General features: G+C 75.2%; 18 protein-coding genes. 6 read left to right on the forward strand and 12 right to left on the reverse strand.

Annotation, left to right across the window (positions count from 1 at the left end; translation table 11 throughout):
* Positions 1–103: 103 nt before the first annotated feature.
* Together CCE02nite_RS12745 and uca are read left to right on the forward strand one after the other, a co-directional pair.
* Positions 104–802 carry a GntR family transcriptional regulator gene (locus tag CCE02nite_RS12745; RefSeq protein WP_141390005.1) on the forward strand — a complete coding sequence of 233 codons (699 nt, stop codon included), beginning with the start codon at positions 104–106 and terminating at the stop codon, positions 800–802.
* Positions 803–984: 182 nt separating this feature from the next.
* Complete coding sequence (gene uca, locus CCE02nite_RS12750) at positions 985–4,692, forward strand: urea carboxylase (protein ID WP_141390006.1); 3,708 nt, start codon at positions 985–987, stop codon at positions 4,690–4,692.
* Between the two features lie 28 nt (positions 4,693–4,720).
* On the opposite strand, the gene CCE02nite_RS12755 is transcribed toward uca, so the two are convergent.
* The 4 genes from CCE02nite_RS12755 to CCE02nite_RS12770 all read right to left on the reverse strand — a co-directional run bounded on the left by CCE02nite_RS12755 (position 4,721) and on the right by CCE02nite_RS12770 (position 8,541).
* Positions 4,721–5,014: a WXG100 family type VII secretion target gene (locus CCE02nite_RS12755; RefSeq protein ID WP_141390007.1), complete on the reverse strand. Its 294-nt coding sequence runs from the start codon at positions 5,012–5,014 to the stop codon at positions 4,721–4,723.
* A gap of 124 nt (positions 5,015–5,138) precedes the next feature.
* Positions 5,139–5,870 (reverse strand): HD domain-containing protein, encoded by a 732-nt coding sequence (locus tag CCE02nite_RS12760; RefSeq protein WP_141390008.1) that lies wholly within the window; start codon positions 5,868–5,870, stop codon positions 5,139–5,141.
* 251 nt (positions 5,871–6,121) lie between these two features.
* Positions 6,122–7,807 carry a sensor histidine kinase gene (locus CCE02nite_RS12765; RefSeq protein ID WP_218027107.1) on the reverse strand — a complete coding sequence of 562 codons (1,686 nt, stop codon included), beginning with the start codon at positions 7,805–7,807 and terminating at the stop codon, positions 6,122–6,124.
* On the reverse strand, positions 7,804–8,541 hold the full coding sequence (locus tag CCE02nite_RS12770; RefSeq protein WP_047232411.1) for a response regulator transcription factor: 738 nt from the start codon (positions 8,539–8,541) through the stop codon (positions 7,804–7,806). Before CCE02nite_RS12770 ends, CCE02nite_RS12765 begins: the two co-directional genes overlap by 4 nt.
* A gap of 117 nt (positions 8,542–8,658) precedes the next feature.
* Between CCE02nite_RS12770 and CCE02nite_RS12775 the strand changes: the two genes are divergently transcribed.
* A complete protein-coding gene (locus CCE02nite_RS12775) occupies positions 8,659–9,888 on the forward strand; it encodes a winged helix DNA-binding domain-containing protein (protein WP_141390009.1) in 1,230 nt (409 codons plus the stop codon).
* A 79-nt stretch (positions 9,889–9,967) separates the two neighbouring features.
* Here CCE02nite_RS12775 and CCE02nite_RS12780 read toward each other — a convergent pair whose 3' ends face one another.
* Positions 9,968–10,567 (reverse strand): NYN domain-containing protein, encoded by a 600-nt coding sequence (locus tag CCE02nite_RS12780; RefSeq protein WP_141390010.1) that lies wholly within the window; start codon positions 10,565–10,567, stop codon positions 9,968–9,970.
* Between the two features lie 98 nt (positions 10,568–10,665).
* On the opposite strand from CCE02nite_RS12780, the gene CCE02nite_RS12785 reads away from it, so the two are divergent.
* On the forward strand, positions 10,666–11,418 hold the full coding sequence (locus CCE02nite_RS12785) for a type 1 glutamine amidotransferase (protein ID WP_141390053.1): 753 nt from the start codon (positions 10,666–10,668) through the stop codon (positions 11,416–11,418).
* A gap of 147 nt (positions 11,419–11,565) precedes the next feature.
* Here CCE02nite_RS12785 and CCE02nite_RS12790 read toward each other — a convergent pair whose 3' ends face one another.
* From CCE02nite_RS12790 to CCE02nite_RS12820, 7 genes are all read right to left on the reverse strand, one after another.
* The gene (locus CCE02nite_RS12790; protein WP_141390011.1) at positions 11,566–12,369 is read right to left on the reverse strand and encodes a PspA/IM30 family protein; all 804 of its coding nucleotides are present in this window, start codon (positions 12,367–12,369) and stop codon (positions 11,566–11,568) included.
* A gap of 69 nt (positions 12,370–12,438) precedes the next feature.
* Complete coding sequence (locus tag CCE02nite_RS21190; RefSeq protein ID WP_304363333.1) at positions 12,439–14,499, reverse strand: TPM domain-containing protein; 2,061 nt, start codon at positions 14,497–14,499, stop codon at positions 12,439–12,441.
* 104 nt (positions 14,500–14,603) lie between these two features.
* Positions 14,604–16,805 carry a pectate lyase-like domain-containing protein gene (locus tag CCE02nite_RS12800; RefSeq protein WP_255318846.1) on the reverse strand — a complete coding sequence of 734 codons (2,202 nt, stop codon included), beginning with the start codon at positions 16,803–16,805 and terminating at the stop codon, positions 14,604–14,606.
* 294 nt (positions 16,806–17,099) lie between these two features.
* On the reverse strand, positions 17,100–18,779 hold the full coding sequence (locus tag CCE02nite_RS12805; protein WP_141390012.1) for a DNA repair helicase XPB: 1,680 nt from the start codon (positions 18,777–18,779) through the stop codon (positions 17,100–17,102).
* Between the two features lie 84 nt (positions 18,780–18,863).
* The gene (locus tag CCE02nite_RS12810) at positions 18,864–21,380 is read right to left on the reverse strand and encodes a helicase-associated domain-containing protein (RefSeq protein WP_141390013.1); all 2,517 of its coding nucleotides are present in this window, start codon (positions 21,378–21,380) and stop codon (positions 18,864–18,866) included.
* A 97-nt stretch (positions 21,381–21,477) separates the two neighbouring features.
* On the reverse strand, positions 21,478–22,434 hold the full coding sequence (locus CCE02nite_RS12815; protein ID WP_141390014.1) for a hypothetical protein: 957 nt from the start codon (positions 22,432–22,434) through the stop codon (positions 21,478–21,480).
* 210 nt (positions 22,435–22,644) lie between these two features.
* On the reverse strand, positions 22,645–23,583 hold the full coding sequence (locus CCE02nite_RS12820) for an NAD-dependent epimerase/dehydratase family protein (RefSeq protein WP_141390015.1): 939 nt from the start codon (positions 23,581–23,583) through the stop codon (positions 22,645–22,647).
* A 120-nt stretch (positions 23,584–23,703) separates the two neighbouring features.
* Between CCE02nite_RS12820 and CCE02nite_RS12825 the strand changes: the two genes are divergently transcribed.
* Both CCE02nite_RS12825 and CCE02nite_RS12830 read left to right on the forward strand, forming a co-directional pair.
* Positions 23,704–24,453 carry a TetR/AcrR family transcriptional regulator gene (locus CCE02nite_RS12825; RefSeq protein WP_141390016.1) on the forward strand — a complete coding sequence of 250 codons (750 nt, stop codon included), beginning with the start codon at positions 23,704–23,706 and terminating at the stop codon, positions 24,451–24,453.
* A 40-nt stretch (positions 24,454–24,493) separates the two neighbouring features.
* A complete protein-coding gene (locus tag CCE02nite_RS12830) occupies positions 24,494–24,877 on the forward strand; it encodes a cold-shock protein (RefSeq protein WP_141390017.1) in 384 nt (127 codons plus the stop codon).
* Position 24,878: the final 1 nt, after the last annotated feature.

Consider the following 24,878-nt stretch of genomic DNA (forward strand, 5'->3'; position numbering starts at 1 on the left):
CCCCTCATGTCGTGCTCGGCGTCTGTGTCGTCGGGTCACCGTGCGGGAAGATGATGGCAGGGCAGGACCACCACGCACGGGCCGGACGACCAGGAGACCCCGCATGGACATCGTGACCGCGCCGGAACCCGCCGCGACCTCGTTGCGCGACGCCGTCTACACGCGGTTGCGCGCCGAGATCCTCAACGGCCGGGTCGACCCGCGCGAGCGGCTCACCGAGCCCAAGCTGAGCCGGCGGTTCGAGGTGTCGCGCACCCCCGTGCGCGAGGCCCTCTCCCGGCTCCTGTCCGACGGGCTCATCCAGCGCACCGACTTCGGGTACGCCGTCGTCGTGCCCAGCCTCGCCGAGCTGCGCGACCTGTACGAGCTGCGCGTGACTCTCGAGCTGCGCGGGGTCGAGCGCATCATCGAGAACACCGAGCTGCACTACGACACCGACGCGCTGCGCGACGAGCTCGGCCGGTGGGTCGAGCTCCGCGTCGCGCCGCCCGAGCCCGACCCGAGCTTCGTGCTCCTCGACGAGCGCTTCCACACCGTGCTGTCCCGCGCCGCGGGCAACGAGCGCCTGACAGAGGCGCTCGTCGAGGTCAACGAGAAGGTGCGCGCCGTGCGCATGTACGACTTCGTCGAGTCCGAGCGCATCCGCATCACCATCGACGAGCACATCGAGATCCTCGAGCTCGCGCTCGCCGACCGCCTCCCCGAGGCGCGCACCGCGCTCCACCTGCACGTCGGCGAGTCGCTCGCCGTCGTCATGGAACGCGCGGCACGCGCGCTCTCCCGCATGGCCCTCGCCGTCTGACGCTCGGCGCCGTCTCGCCAGGTAGAACCGCGGTCGGCCGAGGGAGAACCCTGGTCGCGCGAGGTAGAGCCGTGGTTCCCGGGGAGCCGAGGTGGGGGGCTCGGCGCGGCGGGCCCTAGGCTGGGGCCGTTCTGTCCGACGGCGAGGTGTGGCCTCGCGCCCGTACCGGCCCGGGGAGGGCGATGGCCGCCACGCTGCTCGTCGCGAACCGCGGCGAGATCGCCTGCCGCGTCCTGCGCAGCGCGCGGCAGCTCGGGCTGCGCACCGTCGCCGTGCACTCCGACGCGGATCGTGGGGCACGGCACGTCCGGCTCGCGGACGAGGCGGTGCGGATCGGCCCGGCACCCGTCGCCGAGTCGTACGACGACGGTCGCCGGCTCCTCGACGCGACGCTCACCTCGGGCGCGGACGTCCTGCACCCGGGCTACGGCTTCCGTGCGGAGGACGCCGGCTTCGCCGCGGCGGTCGAGGCGGCCGGCGTCGCGTTCGCGGGCCCGGCCCCGGAGCAGCTCCGCGTCCTTGGCGACAAAGCCCGCGCTCGCGCGCTCGCTCAGGAGTGCGGCCTGCGGGTGCTGCCGGGGTCGCCGGTGCTCGGCGGCCTCGAGGACGCGCTCGGGTGGGCGGACGAGATCGGCTTCCCGCTCGTGCTCAAGGACGCCGGTGGCGGGGGCGGGACCGGCGTGCACGTGTGCCGCGACGCGGACGGTCTCGCCGCGGCGTGGCGGCGGGAGTCCTCGCGGCCGGGATCGTCCGGGCGGTTGTTCGTCGAGCGCCACGTCGACCGGGCGCGCCACCTCGAGGTGCAGCTCTTCGGTGACGGGGCCGGGCGGGTCGTCTCGCTCGGCGACCGCGACTGCTCGCTCCAGCGCCGCCACCAGAAGGTCGTCGAGGTCGCGCCCGCGCCCGGCCTCGACCCCGGCGTGCGCGCGACCCTGCACGACGGCGCTCGTCGTCTCGCCGCGCGGGTCGGGCTCCGCTCGGCAGCGACGCTGGAGGCGCTGCTCGACGTCGGCTCCGGCGAGGTCACGTTCCTCGAGGTGAACCCGCGGATCCAGGTCGAGCACACCGTGACCGAGGAGGTCACCGGCGTCGACCTGGTGGCCTGGATGCTGCGCCTCGCCCTCGGCGACACGGGCGTGCTCGACGACGTGCCGCCGTCGGGCCTCGCCGTCCGGGGCGTGGCGGCGCAGGCGCGGGTCTATGCCGAGGACGTGCGCCACGGGCGGCCCGCGGCGGGCACGCTCGCGCGGCTCGACCTCCCGCGCGCGGGCGCTGGGACGGACGTCCGCGTCGAGACCGGCGCGAGCGCGGGCGACGAGCTCGGTCCCGACGCGGACCCGCTGCTCGCGAAGGTCGTCGTGCACGCGGCGTCGCACACGCGCGCGGTCGCGGGGCTGCGCGCCGCGCTCGGGGACGTGCGGGTGGACGGCGTCCCCACGAACGTCTCGCTGCTGCGCGCGGCGCTCGCCGACCCCGCCGTCGCCGAGGGGTCGGCGACCACCACCACGCTCGCGACCGTGCACGACCCGGAGCCCTGGGTCGACGTGCTCGACCCCGGCGTGCTGACGACGGTGCAGGACTGGCCGGGCCGCACCGGGTACTGGGGTGTGGGCATCCCGCCCTCGGGCCCGATGGACGACCTGTCGTTCCGCACCGGCAACCGCGCGCTCGGCAACCCTGAGGGCGCGGCGGGGCTCGAGTGCACCCTCACCGGCCCCACCCTGCGGTTCTCCCACGCGGCGACGGTGTGCGTCACCGGGGCGCCCGCGCCCGTGACGGTCGACGGCGAGCCGGTGCGGCAGTGGGAGCCCGTCGCCGTCCCCGCGGGCGGCGTGCTCGCCGTGGGGGCGCCGCACGCCGTCGGCCTGCGGACGTACGTGCTCGTCGCGGGTGGCCTGGACGCCCCGGAGTATCTCGGGTCGGCGGCGACCTTCGTCCTCGGCGCCGTCGGCGGCCCGGCCGGGCGCGCGCTCGTCGCGGGCGACGCGCTGCACCCTCGCGCCACCGGTCCCGGGACGACAGGCAGGCCGGGCGAGCCCGTGTCTCCCGGGCTCGGTGCGGCGGGCGCGGTGCCGCCCGACGCCCGCCCCCGGATGGGGCACTCGTGGGAGCTCGCGGTGACGACGGGACCGCAGTCCGCGGCGCTCACCGCCCCCGCGCTCGGTCGGCTGCGGACGTCGTGGTGGCGGGTGCTGCCGCACGCGGACCGCACCGGGGTGCGGCTCGCCGGGCCCCCGCTGACGTGGGTGCGGCCCGACGGCGGGGACGCGGGGCTCCACCCGTCCACCGTGCTCGACAACCCATACTCGGTGGGTGCGCTGAACATCAGCGGGGACACGCCGATCCTGCTCGGCCCGGACGGACCGAGCCTCGGCGGCTTCGTGTGCGCGCTCACCGTCGTCGCCGGCTCCCGGTGGAAGCTCGGGCAGATGCGGCCGGGCGACGTCGTGCGGTTCGTGACCGTCCACGACGACGGCGCCGACCGGCTGCGCCGCGACGACGTCGCACGTGCGGCGGCGCGCGTCCCGACGGCGGTGCGCGCCGTCCGCGGCCGGGACGTCGGGGCCCTCACCGGCGACGACGTCGGATCCCCTGGCGGGCCGACGCCGCGCGCCGACCGGCGACCCGCGGTCCGCTACCTGCGCGGCGCCGACGACGCGCTCCTCGTCGAGTACGACGGCGGCGCGGGGCTCGACCTGCACGACCGTCTGCGCGTCCACGCCCTGGCGACCGGTCTCGAGGCCGCGGCCCCGCGGGGCGTGCTCGACGTGACGCCGGGCGTCCGCACGCTCCACCTCCACGTCGATCCGGAGACGCTGCCCGTGACACGGCTCGTCGGGCTGCTGCGCGAGCTGGAGGAGGACCTGCCGCCGAGCGGCGAGATCGAGGTGCCGAGCCGTGTGCTGCGGCTGCCGCTGAGCTGGGACGACCCCGCGATCCGGGACGCCGTCGAGCGGTACGCGGCCGGGGTGCGGCCCGACGCGCCGTGGCTGCCGTCCAACGTCGACTTCGTCCGGCGGGTCAACGGGCTCGCGAGCGTCGAGGACGTGCGACGCACCGTCCTGGGCGCCGAGTACCTCGTGCTCGGGCTCGGGGACGTGTACCTGGGCGCGCCGCTCGCCGTGCCGGTCGACCCGCGGCACCGCCTGCTCACCACGAAGTACACCCCGGCACGCACCTGGACCCCGTCCGACGCCGTCGGGCTCGGGGGCGCGTTCCTGTGCGTGTACGGCATGGCGAGCCCCGGGGGCTACCAGCTCGTGGGTCGGACCGTCCCCGTCTGGTCGGCCCACGCGCAGCGCCCGCCGTTCCGCCCGGGCGTCCCGTGGCTGTTCCGGCACTTCGACCGGATCGTGTGGGAGCCGGTCGACCCGGGTGAGCTCGCCGAGCGTCGCGCGGCGGCCCGTGCGGGAGTCCTGGAGGTGCCGGTCGAGGACGGCGTCTTCTCCGGCCGGGAGCACGCCGCGCTCCTCGCGCGTGAGGCCGAGGACATCGCCGCGGTCGGGGCGGCGCGACGCGCGGCGTTCGGACGCGAGGCCGCAGCCTGGGCGGAGGCGGGCGAGCATGTCGGGTCCGCCGCGCGCGCGACCGCGCGCGGCGGGCCCGGCCCGGCGTCCGCCGGCGCACGCGACAACGAGCTCGCCTCCGCCGACCTCGACAACCCGGCGCGCATCGTGCTGCGCGCCCCGCTCGGCGGGGTGGTGTGGCGCGTGGAGGCACCGCCGGGGCGGCGCGTCGCCGAGGGCACGCCCGTGGTCGTGCTGGAGGCGATGAAGCTCGAGCTGCCGGTCCTGGCTCCCTCCGACGGCATCGTCGTCGACGTCCGCGTGCGCCCGGGCGACCACGTGCGCGCCGGGGACCGGCTCGCCGTCGTGCACCTCGACGCATGACGCGCCGAGCGCCGTCGCCCCGGGGTGCCTACCGCGTGGTGAACAGCCGCGCCGCCTGGGACTCGGCGTCGGCGTAGGTCTGGGCGGCTGCGCCGAGCGCCGCCGTGATGTCGTCGAGCGCGAGCTCGACCTGGTTCTGCGTGGTCTGCCACTGCGTCATCACGCCCGCGAAGGACGTCGCCGCGTCGCCGCGCCACGAGGCCTGAAGGTCGGTGAGGTGGCGCATCATCGCCCCGACCTCCGCCCGGATCGCCGTGACCGACCCGTTCACCGCCGCGCTCGCCTGGGCGACCCGTGCGCTGTCGACCTCGTACCGGCTCATGTCGTCCTCCGTCGTCTCGTCGGCCCGCGGGCCGTCCCGCACGCGGCGGGCGCCGGTGCGACGACGACGCTAGCCACGGGACGACGGGAACCGCGGGCGCGGCGACGTCCCTGTGGACGACGGATCAGGAAGCGGAGCCTGTGGACGGCGCCGACGCCTCTGCCAGCTTGAGCTGCTCCTTGCGCAGCCGCTGGAGCTCCGCGTCGAGGTTCTGCCGCGCGGGCTCCTCCCACGCGGCGCCGAGCGGGCTCGAGAAGAGCGACCGGCGGTCGAGCAGCTTGGTGAGGATCGCGATGCGGGCCCGCACGTAGTCGGGCTTGGGGATGTGCGCGTACTCGTCGCGCACGTCCTTGAGGTACTCCTTGTAGCGCTGCGGCTCCGCGGCGAGCATCGCGAGGTCGGCGTCGCACAGCACCGCGCAGTCGAAGTCCGACGCGTCCGGCGCGTGCCGCACGAGAGCGTTCACGAGGTGGGCGACGCGGCGGACCGCCTGCTCGGGGACCCCCAGGCTCGTGAGCTCGGCGCTCGCGAGCGCGGCGCTCGCCGACTCGTCCTCGCCGCCCTTGTTCGCGTACGTCGCGTTGTTCTTCGCGTCGAAGATCGCGCCGTGGTACCAGGCGGCGAGGCGCACCAGGTCGGGGTCGTGCGTCTCCTGGGAGAGCTCGTCGACCCGGCCGAGCACGTCGGCGAGGTGGCGCAGGTTGTGGAAGTGGCGGTCCGGCTGGTCCCAGCGGTCGAGCAGCTCCTGCCCGACGGCGCGGACCTCGTCGTCCGGGGCGGTCGCCCCGGCGCCACGGGCGCTGCGGACGAACGAGGAGAGGAACCACTGCGGTGCGTCGGCGCTGTTGACGCCCATGAACTTTCGCCTTCTTCGACGGACACTTTTCGACGGACACTGAGACGGGCACGAGGAGTGGTCGTCACCAGGCGTGGTGCCTGGCACGGAGGCCCCGCGTCGCCGCGCGGCCTCTCCACCAGCCTAGGTCTCGCGGGACGACCCGCCATCGTAGCCGCACTCACAGGTGCCTCGGGAACCACGAGACCGCCTCCGCGCCACGGGTCGGGCGCGCCGGAGCAGACCCGCAGGTGGGGAAGGGTGCGCGCCGGTCAGGAGGAGATCGGGAGGTCCACGCGGACGGTGAGCCCACCACCCGTCGTCTCGTGCACCGACACCCGACCCCGGTGCGCGCCCGCGATGGCGGCGACGATCGCCAGGCCCAGGCCCGATCCGCCAGACGCACGGTTGCGCGAGGAGTCCGCGCGGTAGAACCGCTCGAACAGCCGGCCGCGCTGCTCGCTGGGGACGCCCGGTCCGTGGTCGCGCACCTCGAGCACGGCTACCGTGCCGGAGGAGCCGCCCTGCCCGTCGTCGGGCGGCGTGGCGGGACGCACGGCGCCCAGCGCGATCTCGACCGGCGTCCCGGCGGGCGTGTGGCGCGCGACGTTGCCGACGAGGTTCGCGAGCACCTGCCGCAGCCTGTCCTCGTCACCGACGACGCGCAGCTCCCCGGGTGCCGTGGCGCCGACGCCCAGGCCCACGAGCCGGACGTCCCGGGTCGGGTCCAGCGCGTGCAGGTCCTGCGCGGAGTCGCGCGCGAGCGAGACGAGGTCCACGGGCTCGTGCCGCAGCGGCCGGCCCTCGTCGAGGCGGGCGAGCGCGAGCAGGTCGTTGACGAGCGTCCCCATGCGGGTCGCCGAGTCCTCGATGCGCCCCATCGTGTCGTCGACCTTGTCCGGCGTGTCGAGCGCCCCCATCCGGTACAGCTCGCCGTAGCCGCGGATCGTCGCGAGCGGGGTGCGCAGCTCGTGGCTCGCGTCGGACACGAACCGTCGCATCCGCTCCTCCGACGCCTCCTGGACCGCGAACGCCTCCTCGATCTGCGAGAGCATCGCGTTGAGCGACGCGGCCAGCGAACCCACCTCGGTCGTCGACGGTGCGGGGCGCACGCGCCGCGACAGGTCGCCTGCCGCGATGTCCGCCGCCGTCTCCTCGATCTCGCGCAGCGGGCGCAGCGCGCGGTGCACGGCGAGGTAGGCCACCGCGCCGCCGACGAGCGCGATCCCCAGCGCCGAGAGCGCGAGCGCGCGACCCAGCACCTTGACGGTCTCGTGGATGCCGGTGAGGGGGAGGGCGACGAACGCGGTGCCGCCGAGCTCGCCGCTGAACTTGTCGTAGAAGAAGAACGTCGTGACGCGCCACTCGGCAGGATCGGTCCCGCCCACGGAGTCCACGGTGAACGGCTCGTTCTGGCTCGCCTCGACCTCGGGGTCGGACATCGCGGGGATGTCCGGGACACCGTAGAGGTTCACCGTCTGCGGCCACCGGAGGGGGATCTCGTCACCGCCCCTCGGCCGGACGAGCACGTAGTAGTCGCTGGGCAGCTGCGAGCCGCTGCCCACCCGGTCGTTCAGCGTGATGTTCGCGACCGCCGCCGCGGACCGCTCGAGCTGCACGTCGACCTGCCGCACGAGATAGCTCGACACGACCGTCGTCGTCACCACCGACGCCAGCCCGAGGCCGGCTGCCAGCAGGAGCACCGTGATCGCGACGAGCCGGGCGCGCAGCGGCACGCGTGCGAACCAGCCCCACCCCTCGGTGGGGACGGGACGGCCGAAGGGGCGCTCCGCCGTCGGGCCGCCGTCGCCCGGTGCGGCGGGGGCTCCCGCCCCGGGGGCGTCGCCCGTGCCCGACGGCGCGGGGCCGGCGGGGGGCGTGCCCGGCCCGGGTGGCGGGGGAGGGGGCGGTGGGACCGGTCGGGACCCCGTCGTCGTGCGGTCGGGGCCGGACGTCATGAGGTCGTGGGCGGCTGGCGCAGCAGGTAGCCCACGCCCCGCTTGGTGTGGATGAGCGGCGGGAGGGCGACGGGCTCGCCGTCGGGACCGGGGACCGTGAGGTTGTCGATCTTGCGGCGCAGGTAGGAGATGTAGGACTCGACGATGTTCGCGTCGCCGCCCCAGTCGTACTGCCACACGTGGTCGAGGATCTGCGCCTTGGACAGCACGCGGCCCGCGTTGAGCATGAGGTAGCGCAGGAGCTTGAACTCCGTGGGGGACAGGTCGACGTCGACGCCCGCGCGGCGGACCTCGTGCGAGTCCTCGTCCATCTCCAGGTCGGCGAACCGCAGCACCGCGTCCTCGACGGGCTCGGCGTGCGTGCGGCGCAGCACCGCGCGGATGCGCGCCACGACCTCCTCCAGGCTGAACGGCTTCGTCACGTAGTCGTCGCCGCCGACGGTGAGCCCGGTGATCTTGTCGCGCGTGTCGTCCTTCGCGGTGAGGAAGACGACGGGCGTGTGCTGCCCCTTCTCGCGCAGGCGGCGCGTGACGGTGAACCCGTCCATGTCCGGCAGCATGACGTCGAGCACGACGAGGTCGGGCTCGACGTCGCGCACGAGCCGCAGGGCGCTCTGCCCGTCCGCGGCGGCGTGGACCTCGAACCCGGCGAAGCGCAGGGACGTGGCCAGCAGCTCGCGGATGTTCGGCTCGTCGTCGACGACGACGAGGCGTGCCTCAGGGGTGGTGCTCATGCCCTCCAGTGTCCTCCCGCGGTCTGGGAGTCGCCTGGGAAGGGGCTCCACCCGCGGCCCGCTCGTGAGGGGGCTCCCGCGCGGTGCGCGTGGGCGGCGTCGGGCAGGATGGCGGGCGTGCGGATCACGGTGGACCAGAGGCGACGGCGGCTCGTCGCGCAACAGCTCGCGCTCGCGACGGACCTGCCCGGACGCCCGGCGGCCCGCACCCCCGAGGACGTCGTCGACCGGCTGCTCGCCCTGCACGCCACCGACGCCCCGAGCGTCTACCTCTCCGTCCTCGCGCGGGTCCCGGGCCTCGTGCTCGACGACGTCCGGGACGCCGTGTTCCGGCGTCGCACCCTGGTCAAGGTGCTCGCCATGCGGCGCACGATGTTCGTCGTGCGGCGCGAGACGGTGCCCGCCGTGCACGCGGGTGCGGCGCTCGCGGTGGCCCGGCGGCTGCGCGCCCGCCTGCTCAAGGAGCTCGCGACGCTGCCCACGGACCCGCCCGTCGACGACGCGGCGACCTTCCTCGCCGCCGTCGAGGCCCAGGTCCACGGCGCGCTCGCGGAGCACGGGCCGATGGACGGCGCGAGCCTGTCGAAGGCCGCGCCGCTCCTGCGCACCGCGTTCCTGCCCACCACCGCCAAGACGTGGGACGTGCGCCGCACCATGACGTCCCAGCTCATGTCGCTGCTCTCCGCGGAGGGCGCGGTGGTGCGCGGCGAGCCGCGCGGGTCGTGGTCGTCCAACCGGCACGTCTGGTCGCCCGTCGAGGACTGGTTCCCCGGGGGCATCCCCGTGATGGACGAGGCGGTCGCGCGAACGACGCTGGCCAGGTCCTGGCTCGAGGTGTTCGGGCCGGCGACGGTCAAGGACCTGACGTGGTGGACCGGCTGGAACCAGCGGGACACGCGCGCCGCGCTCGCTCCGCTCGACGTCGTCGAGGTCGAGGTCGAGACCGGCACGCCGGAGGACCCGGCCCCGCAGGCCGGCGTGATGCTGCGCGGGACCGACCTGCCCGCGCCCGACGACGTCCTGATGGAGGGGAGCGTCGCGCTCCTGCCGTCGCTCGACCCGACGACGATGGGCTGGGCCGCGCGCGACTGGTACCTCGGCCCGCACAAGGCCGCGATCTTCGACACGATCGGCAACGCGGGCGCGACCGTCTGGTGGGAGGGCCGGATCGTCGGGGCCTGGGCCGTGCGCCCGGGCGGCGAGCCGGCGTTCCGCCTGCTCGAGGACGTGGGGTCGGACGCCGAGCGCGCCGTCGCCGCGGAGGCCGATCGGATCGCGGCGCTCCTCGGCGGCGACGGCGTGACGGCGTCGTTCCCCACGCCGCTGTACCGCGAGCTCCACGCCTGACGTGGGGCACCGCCGAGTGCGGGGTACGTGTCGTCCGCGGGGAGCCGCGACGACGAGCACCCCGCACTCGGCGGGTCGGTCAGAGGTAGCGCAGCGGGTCGAACTCGTCGAGCGGGATGATGCGCACGCGCGGCAGCACGGTCGTGAACGCGCCGGCGTGGTCCTCGAGGTCGAACACCTGCAGCCCGCGCCCCGTGAGCTCGGTGAGCCGCACGTTCACGAACTCGCGGAAGGCGAGGACGCCAACGCGGCGGTCGGGGTCGTCGAGCAGCGTCTCGACCTGTGGCAGGAAGTCGCCGTCGTGGCTCGCGAGCAGCACGTCGCCCGGCTGGTCGACGATCGCGTCCAGCATGCGCTGGATACCGATGTCCACGACCTTCTCGCTGCTCGAGCCCGCGAGCGGGATGGGCCGGTAGCCCATCGCGAGCAGCGCCTGCACGAACGACATCGGCATCTGGCCCGACGACGCGTTGAGGAAGAACAGCGGCGTGACGTCCTGGCCCCACGCCTGGCGCGCGAACTCCACGATGCGGTCCCACCGTGGCCGCTCCTCCGGCGCGGGACGGTGCCCGAGGACGTTCATGCCGAGCGTCGCGTCGATGTTCTCGCCGTCGACGACGAGGTAGGTGCGGCGCGGCGTCGTCGGTGCTCGGCCGTCGGAGGTCTGGAGGTCGGACATGCTGGTCAGCCTATCCGCGCGACGGTCGCCTGCCATGTCCACGACGTGGGTGTTTGCGTCGGGGTACCCCGGAGTGGGTACCGTCGGACCTCGTGACCATGTACGACACCGACGCCACGGCCGCAACCGGAACCGTCCGGATCACGGTCGTCCAGAACTCCCCGGACGTCACGCTCGACGCCTACGCCGACCAGCTCGCCGCCGACCTGCGGGTCGTGCGCCCGTACGACGGCGACGCGGTCCCCCCGGCGGACGAGGTCGGGGACGGCCTCGTCGTCCTCGGCGGGCACCTGTCCGCGCACGACGACGAGCGCGCCCCCTGGCTGCCCGCGCTGCGCGAGACCCTGCTCGCCGCCGCGACGACCGGCGTCCCGACGCTCGGTATCTGCCTCGGGGCCCAGCTCCTCGCCGTCGCCGGCGGTGGCCAGGTCCAGGTGGCCGCGCCCCCCGGGCGCGAGGCCGGCGCGACCCGCGTCTTCTGGCGTGCCGACGCCGAGACCGACCCCGTCCTGTCGGCCCTCGCCGCGGGCGACGAGCCCGTGCGGCACGTGACCAGCATGCACGCCGACGCGATCGTCGACCTGCCTGCGGGCGCCGTCTGGCTCGGGTCGTCGAACATGTACCCCTACCAGGCGTTCCGCCTCGGCTCGGCGCTCGGCGTGCAGTTCCACCCCGAGGCGACGCGCGCGGGCTTCGAGGCGTGGTGCGGCGCGTTCCACGACGTCGACTCCGCGGCAGCCCTGGCCGGGTTCGACGAGCACGCGCCGGAGATCCTCGACGGCGGCCGTCGCCTCGCCGAGGCCTTCGTCGCCGAGGTCCGCACGACCGTCGGACTGCACGTCCCGGCCTGACCAGACGTCGCCGCCCGCCCACCCCACCCAGCCGCACGCCGTCGGGCACGGTGACCACGGCTCTACCTCGCGCGACCACGGCTCTACCTCGCGGTACCGCGGTCTTGCCGGGGTTCTGTCTCGTGCCCGATTCCCGTGCGCGTCGCGTCACCAGTCGGAGGTCGGGGCGTCCTGGGTCGTGGTGCCGGACTCGATCGCGGGCGTGACCTGGGTGGGCGACACCTGCGGAGCGGGGGACGAGCCCTGCTTGAGGGCAGCGAGGCGCGCCTCGATCTCGACGGCCTCGCCGGACGACTCGAGCTCGGCGAACTGGGAGTCGATGCTCGACGCCGCGACCTCGGCCTGGCCGATCGCCTGTGCCTCCTCGCGCCGCACGATCTCCTCGTAGCGCGAGATCTCGCTCGTCGGGTCGAGCACGTTGATGGAGCTGATCGCGCCCTGGACGGTCTGCTGGGCCTGGGCGCTCTTCTGCCGGGCCACGAGCGAGTCGCGCTTGGACCTCAGCTCGCCGAGCTTGTCCTTCATCATCGCGAGGCCCGACTTGAGCTTCTCGACCGACTCGCGCTGCGACGCGATGAGCGGCTCGGCCTGGCGGACCTCACCCTCGGCGGAGATCTGCTTGCCGAGCGCGATCTTGGCGAGGTTGTCGAACTTGTCGGCGTTGGCGGTGTCGCCCTGCTGCCGGTAGCGGTCGGCCTGCGTGGAGGCGGCGACAGCCTTCTGGCCCCACTCCTGCACGGCGGCGACGTCCTCGTTGTAGTCCTGCTCCGCGAGGCGCAGGTTGCCGATGGTCTGCGCGACGGCCTGCTCGGCGTCGGCGATGTTGTTCGTGTAGTCGCGCACGAGCTGGTCCAGCATCTTCTGCGGGTCCTCCGCGTTGTCCAGGAGCGCGTTGATGTTCGCGCGGGCGAGCTGCGCGATCCGTCCGAAGATGCTCTGCTTCTCCGCCATGGTCGTCCCTCTCTGGTGAGCCGTCTCGTGCTGGTCGGTGCTGCGTGCTGGTCTCGTTCGTCCGTCTCCTCAGAAGCGCCCGCCGCGGCCCGAGCGCCCGCCCGACGACCGGCCGCCAGGGCGACCGCCCGACCGGCCGCCCCCGAAGCCGCCGCCCCCGGACCCGCCGCCGAAGCTCCCGCCGCCGAACCCGCCGGACCGGCCGCCGCCCCCGCCGCCCCGCAGGATCGAGTCGAGCAGGATGCCGCCGAGCACCATGCCCCCGAGGTTGCTGCCGCCGCCCCCGCCGGACATCCCGCCGCCCTGCGACGACTGCCAGCTCGACGCGTCCTGCTGGGCGCGCTGCGCGGCGGACTGCGCTTGCGCGTCGGCCTGCTGAGCGCGGTCGAGCGCGGCGACGGGGTCGGTCGGCTGGAGGGCGCGCGCCTCGCCGAGCAGACGGATCGCCTCCGAGAGCCGGGTGCGTGCCTCGGGCCCGACGGCGCCACGCCGGGTCTCGATGAAGTCGTTCGTCGCGCGGACCTGGGAGTCGACGCGCGCGAGCGTGTCGCGCAGGAGCGCGTTGGCGCGCGCGGCCTGCTCGGCGCGCTCGCGGAAGGGGGCGAGCGCGGCGTCGAGAGCGCCCTCGGCCGCGGTGAGACGGCGCAGCGCCGCGAGCGGGTCACCGCCGTCGCGCGCGGCGCTCGCCGCCGTCGCGGCCGCCTGCGCCTCCGCGAGGGCCGGTGCGACGGCGGGGTCCGCGGGGGCGAGCCGGCCGGCGTCGGCGATGTCCGAGGTGATGGAGGCCAGCCCCCTGTCGAGGCGCGGGCCCGACTCGGCGAGGTCCGCGCCCGCCCGGTCGACGGCGTCGAGCAGCGTGACCGCCTGCCCGACGGCGTTCTGCGCGGCTCGCGCGAGCGCGACCGCCGTCGCGCGGTCCTTGCCGGCGAGCGCGTCGCGGCCCCGGGCGACGGACTCCCGGGCGTTGGCGACGAGCGCCTGCGCCTGGTCGGGGTTCTGCGCGACGGACGCGAGCGACGTCGGCGGGTACGTGTGGGCGAGACCCTCGAGGGTCGTGCGCGCGGGCTCGACGCGGGCGAGGACCTCGCTCGCGCGCTGGTCCGTCTCGTCGAGCACCTGAGGAGCGCGCGCCTGGAGGTCGCGCAGCTCGTCGAAGGTGCGGGACTGGGCGTCGAGGGACTCGGCGACGTCGTCGCACAGCGCGACGATGCGGGCCATCGCGTCCCGGGCCTGGGGCTCGGTCTCGGGGCGGTCGTCGTCGAGCTGCTGACGGAGCGCGAACGCCTCGGAGACCTTCCGCTTGCCCTCGGCGATCGCCGCGGAGAACTGCTGCGTCGCCTCGAGACCGAACTGCGCCTGGGCGAAGCCGAGCTCCTGCTCCGACGTCTTCACGGCGTCGTCGATCGCGACGAGGGCTGCGCTCGCGCGCCGGTCGAGCTCGTCGGTGGGCAGGGCCGCGAGGCCACCCTCCGCAGGACCCCCGCCCGGGGAGGTGCGGCGGCGTCGGGCGACCGCGCGCACGACCAGCACGACCACGAGGACGAGCGCGCCGAGCCCGAGCAGCACCCAGAACCAGGACACGCCCCCGGAGCCCTGGCTCGCGCCCCGAGCGACCTCGGCCGCGGCGATCGCGGCGCCGGCCCAGTCGTCGTCCCGCAGCTCGTCCTCCACGGCCGCGGAGATCCGGTCGAGCTCCGCGTCGGTGAGGGACACGTTGTTGTCGTAGGAGAACCCGTACCGCCGGTCCTCGGTCGCGACGGCGAGGAGCAGGTCGTCCACCCCGAGCCCGGACGTGTTGGCCGTGGCGTTCGCCCAGTCGACGCCGTCCATGCCGTCGAAGCCCGGCACGTACACGACGAAGAGCTGGAGGTCGGTGTCCTGCGCGAGGCGGTCGAGCGCGTCCTGGACCTCGTCGGTCTGGTTGCCGAGGACACCGTCGGGGTCGGTGATCTCGCCCGCGACGTCCACCGGGGGGACGGCGGACGCGGTCCCGGTGGGGACGAGCAGCGCGAGTCCGGTCAGCAGCGCGACGGCAGTCAGGGCGAGGCGGGTCGCGACGAGGGCGTGCAGCGCGCGGGCGCCACGGTCCGCGGCGGCGCGGGGGAGCGAGGGACGGTGGGCCGTGCTCACGCGCCGATCCTTTCCCAGCCGCCGGGGTCCCGCAATCGGTACCGGACGCGCCCGCGGCCCGCCTCCCCGGGGGAGACGGGCCGCGGGCGCTCAGCGGTGGCGCGTCAGCCGCACGCGACGGCGTCGTACGCCGCCGTGACGTCGTGCGGACCCTGGTCGCCGCCCGTGACGTGCACGGTCGCCTCGCCCGCGGCGACGGACGACGCGCGCGTCGCGAACGACTGGTACGCGTTCGCGCCCGGGGCGACGCTCGCGACGGTGCGCGACCCGAACGGCGTCGAGAGCGTCACCGCGAGCGGGACCTCGCCGCCGTTGGTCGCCCGGACCGCGACGTACGCCTTGCCCGCGAGGCAGCGCGTCGTGGCCTCGACCGTGACGTCCGCCTCCGCGGGGAGGTCGGTCGGGTACGCGACGACCTGCGGGGAGGCGAACGAGCCGACGGCGGGCGCGCCCGTGTCGTTGACGACGTGGTCGATGCCGCCCGAGCCGTTGAGGAAGACGCTCGTCATCGACCGGAACGTCACGCCCGCGCGGACCGGCGCCTGGATGCCGCTCGCGACCCGCACGTCGACGCCCTGGTTGAAGAACGAGTACACGCCCAGCCCGACGGCGTCGTGCCGCCGGACGTGGTCGCCCACCCGGTACGACGCGAACCCCTTGCGGTCGCCGTCCATGAACGCGGCCTGGCTCGGCACGTCGTAGGGGATCTCGCTCTGGTAGAAGACCGTGCGGCCGCGCTCACCGTTCCAGACCGTCTGGTTCTTCTGGTAGTGCTCGACGAAGAGGCCCGTGGCAGTCACGTCGTCGCCGTTCACGACGACGCCGTGGTCGCCCGTGTTCTGGCCCCACCCGATGCCGGCGCCGTGGTCCCCGCGCCAGGCCCAGACGTGGTCCATGAGCACGTGGTCGCTGTTGACCTCGATGCTCGTCGTCGCCTTGCCGACCCACGGGCCGCCGACGCGGACGAACACGTCGGTCAGCGTCGTCGGGTCGGCGGCGTCCGCCACGTGCGCGTCCGCCGGACCGACGCGCACGAGGACGTCCGACTCGACCGGTCCGGCGTCGACCGTGATGCCGGCGACCTTCACGCCCGCGACGTCGCCGATCTCCAGCGCCGCGGTGCCCGACGTCGGCGCGAGGGACGCGTAGCCGAGGCCCAGCACGACCGTGCCGGGGTTCTCGACCTGGATCGCCTCGTCGAGGTGGTAGACGCCGGGGGTGAGCAGGAGGTTCTTGCCGGTCGACAGGGCCGCGTTGATCTCCGCCGCAGAGTCGCCCTCCTGGGCGACGAAGAAGCCGTCGAGAGACAGCTTCTGACCTGCGTCCGGGTCGGTCGACCAGTCGACGCCGCGCGTCTCGGTCCGCGCGTCCGGCACGAACACGGCGAGGTCCTCGCCGTCACGGAAGAGGAACGGCGCCTCCCGGCTCAGCGGGGTCGTGTCGAGCGTCGTCTTGTTGCCGGCGGTGCCGTCGGGCTGGGGCCCGAAGTCCGTGGCGGGGGCGCCCTCGACGCCGGAGAAGACCATGTTCCACACGCCGCCGTCCCAGGTGCCGACCTCGGAGTTGCGCGTGTACCACTGCTGCTGCGAGCCGGTCACGAGGCGGCCGGAGACGCGCGAGTTGGCGAGGTAGCCGCCGCTCGCGTACTCGCCGAAGCGGCCGAACACTGTGAGGTCGCCCTGGATGTCGACCCGGCGCAGCGGCGCGGCCTGCGACACCGCGAACCGGAGCTGGTGCGGGTCCGTGATCCCGGCCGGGAACGGGCGGTTCACGTCCTCGTCGACCGGGCGCTGGATGGGGTTGATCGCCACGTTGCTCAGCGAGCGCCAGAAGCGTGTGAGCGAACCCGGGTCCTGGCAGCTCCACGGGTTGCTCGGGCAGCTCACGACCGGCTGCACGCTCAGCGCGCCGTTGATGAGCACGTCGTCCGGCTGGGCGCCCAGGCCGGCGATCGCGGTGTAGTAGCCGACCTCCGCGTTGACGATGCCGGTCGCCGTCGCCGGGTCGTCCTGGCCGGACGCGTCCCCGTAGACGCCGGGCTCGAAGAACACGGCGTGGCGGTCCTGGCTGAACTCCGCCTCGTCGTTGATCGACGCGAGGTAGGTGTTGATCCGGTCCACCGACCACGAGTCGTCGATGAAGACGACGTTCGGTCCGAGGTCGGGGTCGGTGGCCGGCTCGGCCGTCGCGGGTGCGGCGAGGGCCACGCCCGTGGCGGCCACGGCGAGCGCCGCCACGCCCGCGCCGGCGGCACGGGCACGACGGGCCGGCCCGCCCGGGCCGGAGATGGTCGTCGAGAGGGTCACGGTGGGTGTTCTCCTTCGAACGGGGAGCCGGCGCAGCGCGCCGACGCCAGCGCGTCGTCGCGCTGATGCCGGGAGCCTAGGGCACCACTGACTGTCTTGTCAGTAACTCGCTGGGAGCGCTCTCACATCGTGGGACGAACCCCGTGAGTGCATGAAAAATGTCGTCCCGAATCGCTTCGAGACGACATTTTTCATGGACTCAACGGTCGGCCTGGCACTGCACGACGCCCAGGTCCTCGTGTTCTCGGTCGGACTGGACGTCGTTCCGTGACAGCCGGGGACGGTCCCCACCCGTCACTGCACGACGCCCAGGTCCTCCGCGTCGACGATGCGGTAGGCGTACCCCTGCTCCGCCAGGAACCGCTGGCGGTGGGCCGCGAAGTCCTGGTCGACGGTGTCGCGCGCGACGACGGCGTAGAAGTGCGCGGTGCGACCGTCGGACTTCGGGCGCATGACGCGGCCGAGGCGCTGGGCCTCCTCCTGGCGCGACCCGAAGGACCCCGACACCTGGATCGCGACGGACGCCTCGGGCAGGTCGATGGAGAAGTTCGCGACCTTCGACACGACGAGCCGCGAGATCTCGCCCGTGCGGAACGCGTCGAACAGGCGCTGCCGCTCGCGGACCGTCGTCGCGCCCGTGATGAGCGGCGCGTCGAGGTGCTGCGACAGCTCTTCGAGCTGGTCGAGGTACTGCCCGATCACGAGCACCTGGTCGTCCGGGTGCTGCGCGACGATCCGCTCCACGACCCGGTTCTTGCCCGTGGCGGTCGCAGCGAGCCGGTACTTGTCCTCGGGCTCGGCGACGGCGTACGTCATGCGGTCGGACTCGGGCAGCGTGAGGCGCACCTCGACGCAGTCCGCGGGCGCGATGTAGCCCTGCGCCTCGATGTCCTTCCACGGGGCGTCGTACCGCTTGGGCCCGATGAGCGAGAACACCTCGTCCTCCCGGCCGTCCTCGCGCACGAGCGTCGCGGTGAGCCCGAGGCGGCGGCGCGCCTGCAGGTCCGCCGTCATGCGGAAGATCGGCGCGGGCAGCAGGTGCACCTCGTCGTACACGACGAGCCCCCAGTCACGGGCGTCGAGCAGCTCGAGGTGCGTGTACACGCCCTTCCGCTTGGTCGTCAGCACCTGGTAGGTCGCGATCGTGACGGGCTTGATCTCCTTGCGCGCGCCGGAGTACTCGCCGATCTCGTCCTCGGTGAGCGTCGTGCGCCGCACGAGCTCGTCGCGCCACTGGCGCGCGCTGACCGTGTTCGTCACGAGGATGAGCGTCGTCGTCCCGGACCTCGCCATGGCGCCCGCCCCGACGATCGTCTTGCCCGCGCCGCACGGCAGCACGACGACGCCGCTCCCGCCGTGCCAGAACCCGTCCACCGCCTGCGCCTGGTACGGGCGCATCTCCCAGGGCTTCGGCTCCTCGCCCTCGGTGCGCGGCGGCGTCGTCGGGCTGAGCGCGATGGCGTGCTTCTCGCCGTCGACGTACCCGGCGAGGTCCTCGGCGGGCCAGCCGAGCTTCACCAGCACCTGCTTGAGGTGGCCGCGCTCGGACGGGTGCACGACGACGGTCGTGTCGTCGATCCGGTCGCCCACCAGCCCGGCGGTGCGCTTGGACTTGAGCACCTCGGCGAGGACGGCGCGGTCCGTCGCCTCGAGCACGAGGCCGTGCGTCGGGTGCTGCGCGAGCGTGAGCCGCCCGTAGCGCGACATGGTCTCCGCGACGTCGATGAGCAGCGCGTGCGGTACCGGGTAGCGGGAGTACTCGATGAGCGTGTTGACGACCTGCTCCGCGTCGTGGCCGGCCGCGCGCGCGTTCCACAGCCCGAGCGGCGTGAGCCGGTAGGTGTGGACGTGCTCGGGGGCGCGCTCGAGCTCGGCGAACGGCGCGATCGCGCGGCGCGCGTCGTCGGCGCGCGGGTGGTCGACCTCGAGCAGCAGCGACTTGTCGCTCTGGACGATGAGTGGTCCGTCGGTCATGTGTCTCCTTGCCGAGGTGGAACCGTGGTCTCGCGAGGGAGAACCGCGGTGCCGCGAGGCCGAGGCGTGGTCGTGACCACGGTTCTACCTCGCGCCACCAGGGTTCTCCGTCGGCGGGGTGTCGGGGGCGACGGACGCGATGCGGTGCACCGCGACCGTGAGCTCCGCGTCGCGCGCCGGGTCCTGCGCGCGCAGCCGTCCGGCATCGAGCGTGAGGGGCCGCACGCGGCGGCGGTCCTGCGAGCCCGTCGGCCCGACCACCTCGAGCCAGACCGACGCCCCGTCCGCGATGGCCTCGCGCAGCAGACCCAACGCGGCCACCGGGTCGGATGTTCCCTCCGCGGGGGCGTACCCGTCGGGGCGTCCGTTCGTGCCCGACGGCGTCCGCCCGCCCGTGCGCGTCCCGTCGCCCTCCGCGTGGGCCGTCCGTCCGGTCCGCCCGCCCGCTCCGGCACCCCCGCGCTCGGCCGAGCGGGCGTCCGCCGCGCGCAGGCGTGCGACGAGGTCCGCGAACCGCTGGGTGCGTTCAGAGACGCCGCCCGGCTCGTCGACGCGCGCCCCGGAACCGAGGACGACGCCGGTCCGCGCGCGCCCGCCCGCGCGCCGCCCCGTGGTCCCGGCCCGGCCGCGTCGGGACGGCGCGACGCCGTCGGGCGCGCCCCGCCGGCCGGCCCGGTCCGCGACGAGCACACGCCCGTCCGGGCCCTCGACGACGGCCGGCACGCCGCGGGCGCGCAACGCCTCCTGGAGCTCCCCGGCGGGCGCGGCCGACGCGAGCACGGTCGGCGCGAGGAGCACCAGCCCCAGCCCGCGCAGGGCCGGGTCCTCCGCGATCCCGGCGAGCAGGACCGGGTCCTCGGCACGCACGTACGACGACGCCGTCCCTACGCGGACCCGGCCGTGGCGGCGGGCCGTGTCCCGCACCAGGTACTCGAGCGGCTGCGGCACGGGCGTGCGCGAGTGCGCCGCGAGCTCGGCGAGGAGCTCGTCGGCCGTCGCGCCGCGGTCGAGCGCGCGCAGGACGGAGTCCGGGGTGAACCGGACCGTCGTCGCGGCGCCGCGGGACTCGACGTCGGCCGCCACCTCCACGAGCCGCTCGAGCGTGCGCGACGGTCGGCCCGGCACGATGCCCGTGAGATCGCCCTGGAGCAGCAGGTCGTCGACCTCCGCCGGGAGCACCGCCTCGAAGGCGGCGCCGAGGTCGGCCGGGCCGGCCCCGGACGACGACGCCGCGTCGTCGGACCCGAGGAGGACACGGCCCGGGGGAGCGAGCGCACCTGCGCCGGTCGCCCCGAGCAGCGCGGCCTCGCGCAGCAGCCCCGCGACGGCCTGCTCCGGCGGCACCGCCCGGGGCGTGCGCCAGCGGAGCACCGCGACGACGTCGGCCGCGGCGAGCGGGCGCCCGGGGGCGAGGTCGAGGACGTCCAGGACGGAGCGGCGCAGCCGGGGCACCCACGGGCGCCACAGCTCCGGGTCGAGCGCGGCACGGAGGGCGCCCTTCTCGTCGCGGCTGCCCACGAGCCAGGGGGTGCGGCGCGAGCGCCACCAGCCCCGGGCGAGCGTCGCCCAGCGATCGCCCAGGTCGTCGTCGAGCCAGTCCTCCGCGGCGAGGGTCGGGGCGAACGTGGGCGGGTCGTCGCCGTCGTCGGCCACGAGCCCGGCCGCCGCGGCCAGCTCGACGACGGCGGCGGCCGTCGGGTCGTCCACCTCGAGCGCGAGGGCGGCCCGCCGCAGGTCGCGCACCCCGAGCCCGCCGGCACGCAGCACGCCCGGCGGGTGCTCGGTCCAGTGCGTCACGAGCCGAGCCACGAGCCGCACGGCCTCCAGCCCGGCGCTCGCGGACTCCGCGTCGACCGTCGTCGTCGGGAGCTCGCGGACCTCCGGGACGGGCGGCGCGGTCCGGACGTCACGGTGCGTGCGGCCGCCGCGCAGGGCGAGCCCGACCTCCCGCGGCAGCACGACGTGCCGCTCGTCCGTCGCGCGCAGGTAGCCGTGCTCGACGAGCCAGGCCGTCGCGCGCCGGGCCGACGCGTCCGCGCGGGGCGCGACCCCGACGGGTGGCCCCCACGTCAGCGCGTCGAGGATCGCCCGGGCGCCCGGCGGGGCGTCGTCGGGCAGGTCGCCGGGCGGCGCGCTCGTCCCGGTCGCGCTCGCGTCCCCGGCAGCGAGAGCCGCGACGGGGCCGAGGCCGGCGGGGTGGGGGCCGAGGACCTCCGCGACACCGGGCGCCGGGCGGAACCCGGCCGACCGGGTGCCGGGGGTCCAGACGAGCGCGAGCTCGTCGAGGAGGGCGAGCGCGGCGGTCACGCGCGACCGGTCGACGCCCGTCGCCCGGGCGACCGCCGCCGCCGTCGCGGAGGACCCCACCGAGTCGAGGACCAGCACCGACTCCAGGACGTGGAGCGTGAGCTCGTCCAGCCCCGTGAGCGCGCGTTCCAGGCTCGTCCGGTTCATCGCGCGCGCGGCGAGCGAGAGGAGGGTCGACGGCGACGGCGTCGCGAGGTCGGGACGCCGTCCGAGCAGCGCGACCAGGGCGGCGTCGTCGCGCTGGCGCAGCGACTCGCTGTACGTCGGAGCCCGCTCGGGCCGGGAGGTGGCCATCCGTTCGATGTTACGCGCCGGGCCCGGTCCCACGAGATCGGTGATCGCGGTCGAGATCGGCAGTCGGGACCGCCGATCTCGACGGAACGTGCCGAGGTCAGAGAGGCGGGAGGAACGGGTCGGGGCGGAGGCCGCGGACGACGTCGGGCGGGACGTGCCGCAGGACCCGCGCCACGACGTACGACGGCCGGTCCCGGGAGGTGACGCGCAGCAGGCGGTTCCCCGTGCGCTCGATCGCCTCCTGCCGGAGCTTCTCCTGGACGAGCACGCGGCCCGGGTCCTCGCGCGGCGCCAGCCCGGACGGGCCGGTGCGGTACTTCACGAGGCCGTCGAACTCCAGCAGCAACCGCCACCGCGTCCAGCCCAGGTCTACCCGCACCGGGCCGACCTCGGTCCGGAGCGGCACCTGCGTGTCCGGGCGCGGCAACCCGGTCCGCAGGAGGACGTACCGCAGCCAGGTCTCGCGAGCCGACTCCGCGCCCGGGTCCGCGAGCGCGAGCACGTGCCGGGCCCGACGGGAACCGCGGCCTCGCGGTGTTCGGTCGAGGACGGCCGCGACGTCGGACCGCCGGACGCCCCGCGCGAGCGCCGCGTCCGCCACGACGAGACCGTCGAGCGCGGGCATCGTGCGCAGGCAGTCGGCGGCGGTGCGCGCGAGCGAGGTCGCGGTGACCCCGAGGGTCGACACCCGGTCCTCGGCACCGACCTCGCCGACGTGCCGTGTCACGTCGCGCGCCGCGGAGCCCGACCTGCGGTACGGCTGGAACACGTGGGTCGTCGTCGGGAGCTCCCACACGGGCAGGCCGTGCAGGAGCGCTGCGGACGCGTGGCTCACGACGGGGTCGGCGCGGAGGGCGCGGGCGACGGCACCGGCTCGGACGACCGCGAGCGTGCGCGCTGCCAGGAGAGGCGGTACGTCGGGCGGGGGCGTGTCGCGGTACGCGCCGCGCCGCACGCGTTCCCACTCGCCGGCGGCGATGCGGTGCCGGACCTCTTCCGGGAGGTGCTCGTGCGCGAGGTGCACAGGGGTCTGGGGCTCTCGACTCGTCGGCATGGGAGGAGATCGTGCCGCCCCGGAGACCGCCGCGGGCCGGGCGGGACCGGAGCTGTGGACGACGCCTGCGCGGTGCGGCGGCTGTGGACGGCGCCCCTGACGCGTCCCCGTGCCGTCCAGCCCGGCGCACCTGTTCGGCAGGTTCTGCCGACATCGGCGGGTGGGACCGCCGACCTCGACTCCGACCGCCGACCTCGGCGGATCCGGTGCTCAGGCGTGGGCGGTGCTCCGGCAGACCTCGTCCCAGGGGGTCGGCTCGATCCCGAAGCGGGCGCGCGCCGCCGTGTCGTCGAGGACGTAGGGGCGCTCCCACTGGTAGGCGAGGTCGCGCAGCTCGCGCAGGAGGGGCGAGAAGAGGCCGGCGGCGGCGAGGCTCGCACCGCGCAGGGAGCGGACCCGGACGGGCGGGCGCCCGACGCTCGCGAGGACGTCCGTGAGCGCCTCGCGCTGCGTGCGTGGCGGGTTGCTCGGGGTGTGCCACGTGCGGCCGTGCGCGTCGGGGTCCGCCGCCGCCGCGACGAGCGTGCGCGCGGCGTCGCGGACGTCGGTGAACGAGTGCGGCAGGTCGGTGCGCCCGATCATCGTCACGGAGCGCCCGCGCAGGGCGGGCGGCACGACGCGCGAGACGTGCCCGTTGCTCCCGACCCCGGGCCCGACGAAGTCGGAGCTGCGGACCTCGACGACGTGCGCGCGACCGGCGCGGTGCGCGGCGAGCGCGTCGGCCCAGAGCCGGGCGCGCAGGACGCCCTTGTGGTCGGCCGCGACGTCGGGCAGGTCCTCGGTCATCGGCCCGTCGACGGGACCGTACGGGTAGAGGTTGCCCGTGATCGCGTAGACGACGCCGGTGCGCTCGACGGCGGTGAGCAGCGCGGTCGCGAGCGGCGGCCAGACCCGCTCCCACTGGGTGTAGTCGCCGGGGTTGGCGCAGTTGTAGAGCACGTCGGCGCCCTCGGCGACGCGGGCGAGGGCGTCCGCGTCCGAGGCGTCGAGGGCGAGGTGCGTGACACCCGCGACGCCGGTGTCCCGGCCGCTGCGGGTGACGACGGTGACGTGCGAGCCGCGGGCCGCGAGCTCGGCGGCGACGTGGCGGCCGACGGGGCCCGCGCCGACGACGACGTGCCGGTCGGCGGGGGACGGTGCGCTGGGCATGAGGTCTCCTTTCCGAGAGCAGTGCTCTCGCTTCATCGAGGAGCATGGCACGGGCGGGGGTCTCATGCAAGAGCGGTGCTCTCGTTTGTGGGCGGCGCTCTCGTCTGCCACCCTGGCGGGATGACGGCACCCCGGACGGCGCGCGCCCTGGCGCGCGAGACCCTGACGCGCGACATCCTCGACGCCGCCCGAGCGCGCCTCGTGGCCGACGGCCCTGCCGCGCTCTCGCTGCGGGCCGTCGCGCGCGACGTCGGCATGGTGTCGTCGGCCGTCTACCGCTACTTCCCGAGCCGCGACGCGCTGCTCACCGCGCTCCTCGTCGAGTGCTACGACGAGCTCGGCGCGGCCGTCGAGGCCGCGGAGGCCGCCGTCGCGCGCGACGACCTGACCGGCCGGTGGCTCGCCGCGTGCCGGGCGCTGCGGTCGTGGTGCGTCCAGCGCCCTGGCGACTTCGCGCTGCTCTACGGCACGCCCGTCCCGGGGTACGCGGCACCGCAGGACACCGTCGAGCCCGCGACCCGGGTCGTGCGCGCGCTCGTCGGGATCGTCGCCGACTCCTGGGAGGGCGGCGAGGGCCCGGTCCCTGCCCCGCGGGACGGCGGCGAAGCGGCCACGCTGGTCGCCCCCGCCGTCGCGTACGTGAGCGCACGCGGCCTCGCCGCGCCCGACGCCCCGGCGGAGGCCGTCGTGCGCACGCTCATCGCCTGGACCACCCTGTTCGGCACGGTCTCCTTCGAGCTGTTCGGCCACCTCCACCGCACGGTGGCCGACTACGCGGACTGGTTCGACGCCGTCGCGCTGCGGGTGGGGGCGGACGCCGGCGTCGTCCCGCGCGGGACGGATGCGGCTTTGCCGCCGCATGGCCGGTAGCCTGGGGGTTCTGGTTCCTACGAGCACGAACGAGGTTCACGTGCCCACCGGCAAGGTCAAGTGGTTCGACACCGAACGCGGGTTCGGCTTCATCGCCAACGACGACGGCGGCGAGGTCTTCCTGCACGCCTCCGCGCTGCCCGCGGACGCCCCCGCGCCCAAGCCGGGTGCGCGCGTCGACTTCGGCGTCGCCGACGGGCGCCGCGGCCCGCAGGCGCTCGCGGTCAAGCTCCTCGACCCGGCCCCGTCCGTGGTCAAGGCGAAGCGTCGCTCGGCCGACGAGATGGCGGTCATCGTGGAGGACCTCATCAAGGAGCTCGACGGGATCGGCAACGGGCTGCGCCGCGGCCGCTACCCGGAGAAGGGCAAGTCCACGATGGTCGCCAAGGTCCTGCGCGTGGTCGCCGACGAGATCGAGGGCTGAC

This window comes from Cellulosimicrobium cellulans (assembly GCF_006539945.1).
In the GTDB taxonomy this organism is placed as follows: domain Bacteria; phylum Actinomycetota; class Actinomycetes; order Actinomycetales; family Cellulomonadaceae; genus Cellulosimicrobium; species Cellulosimicrobium cellulans.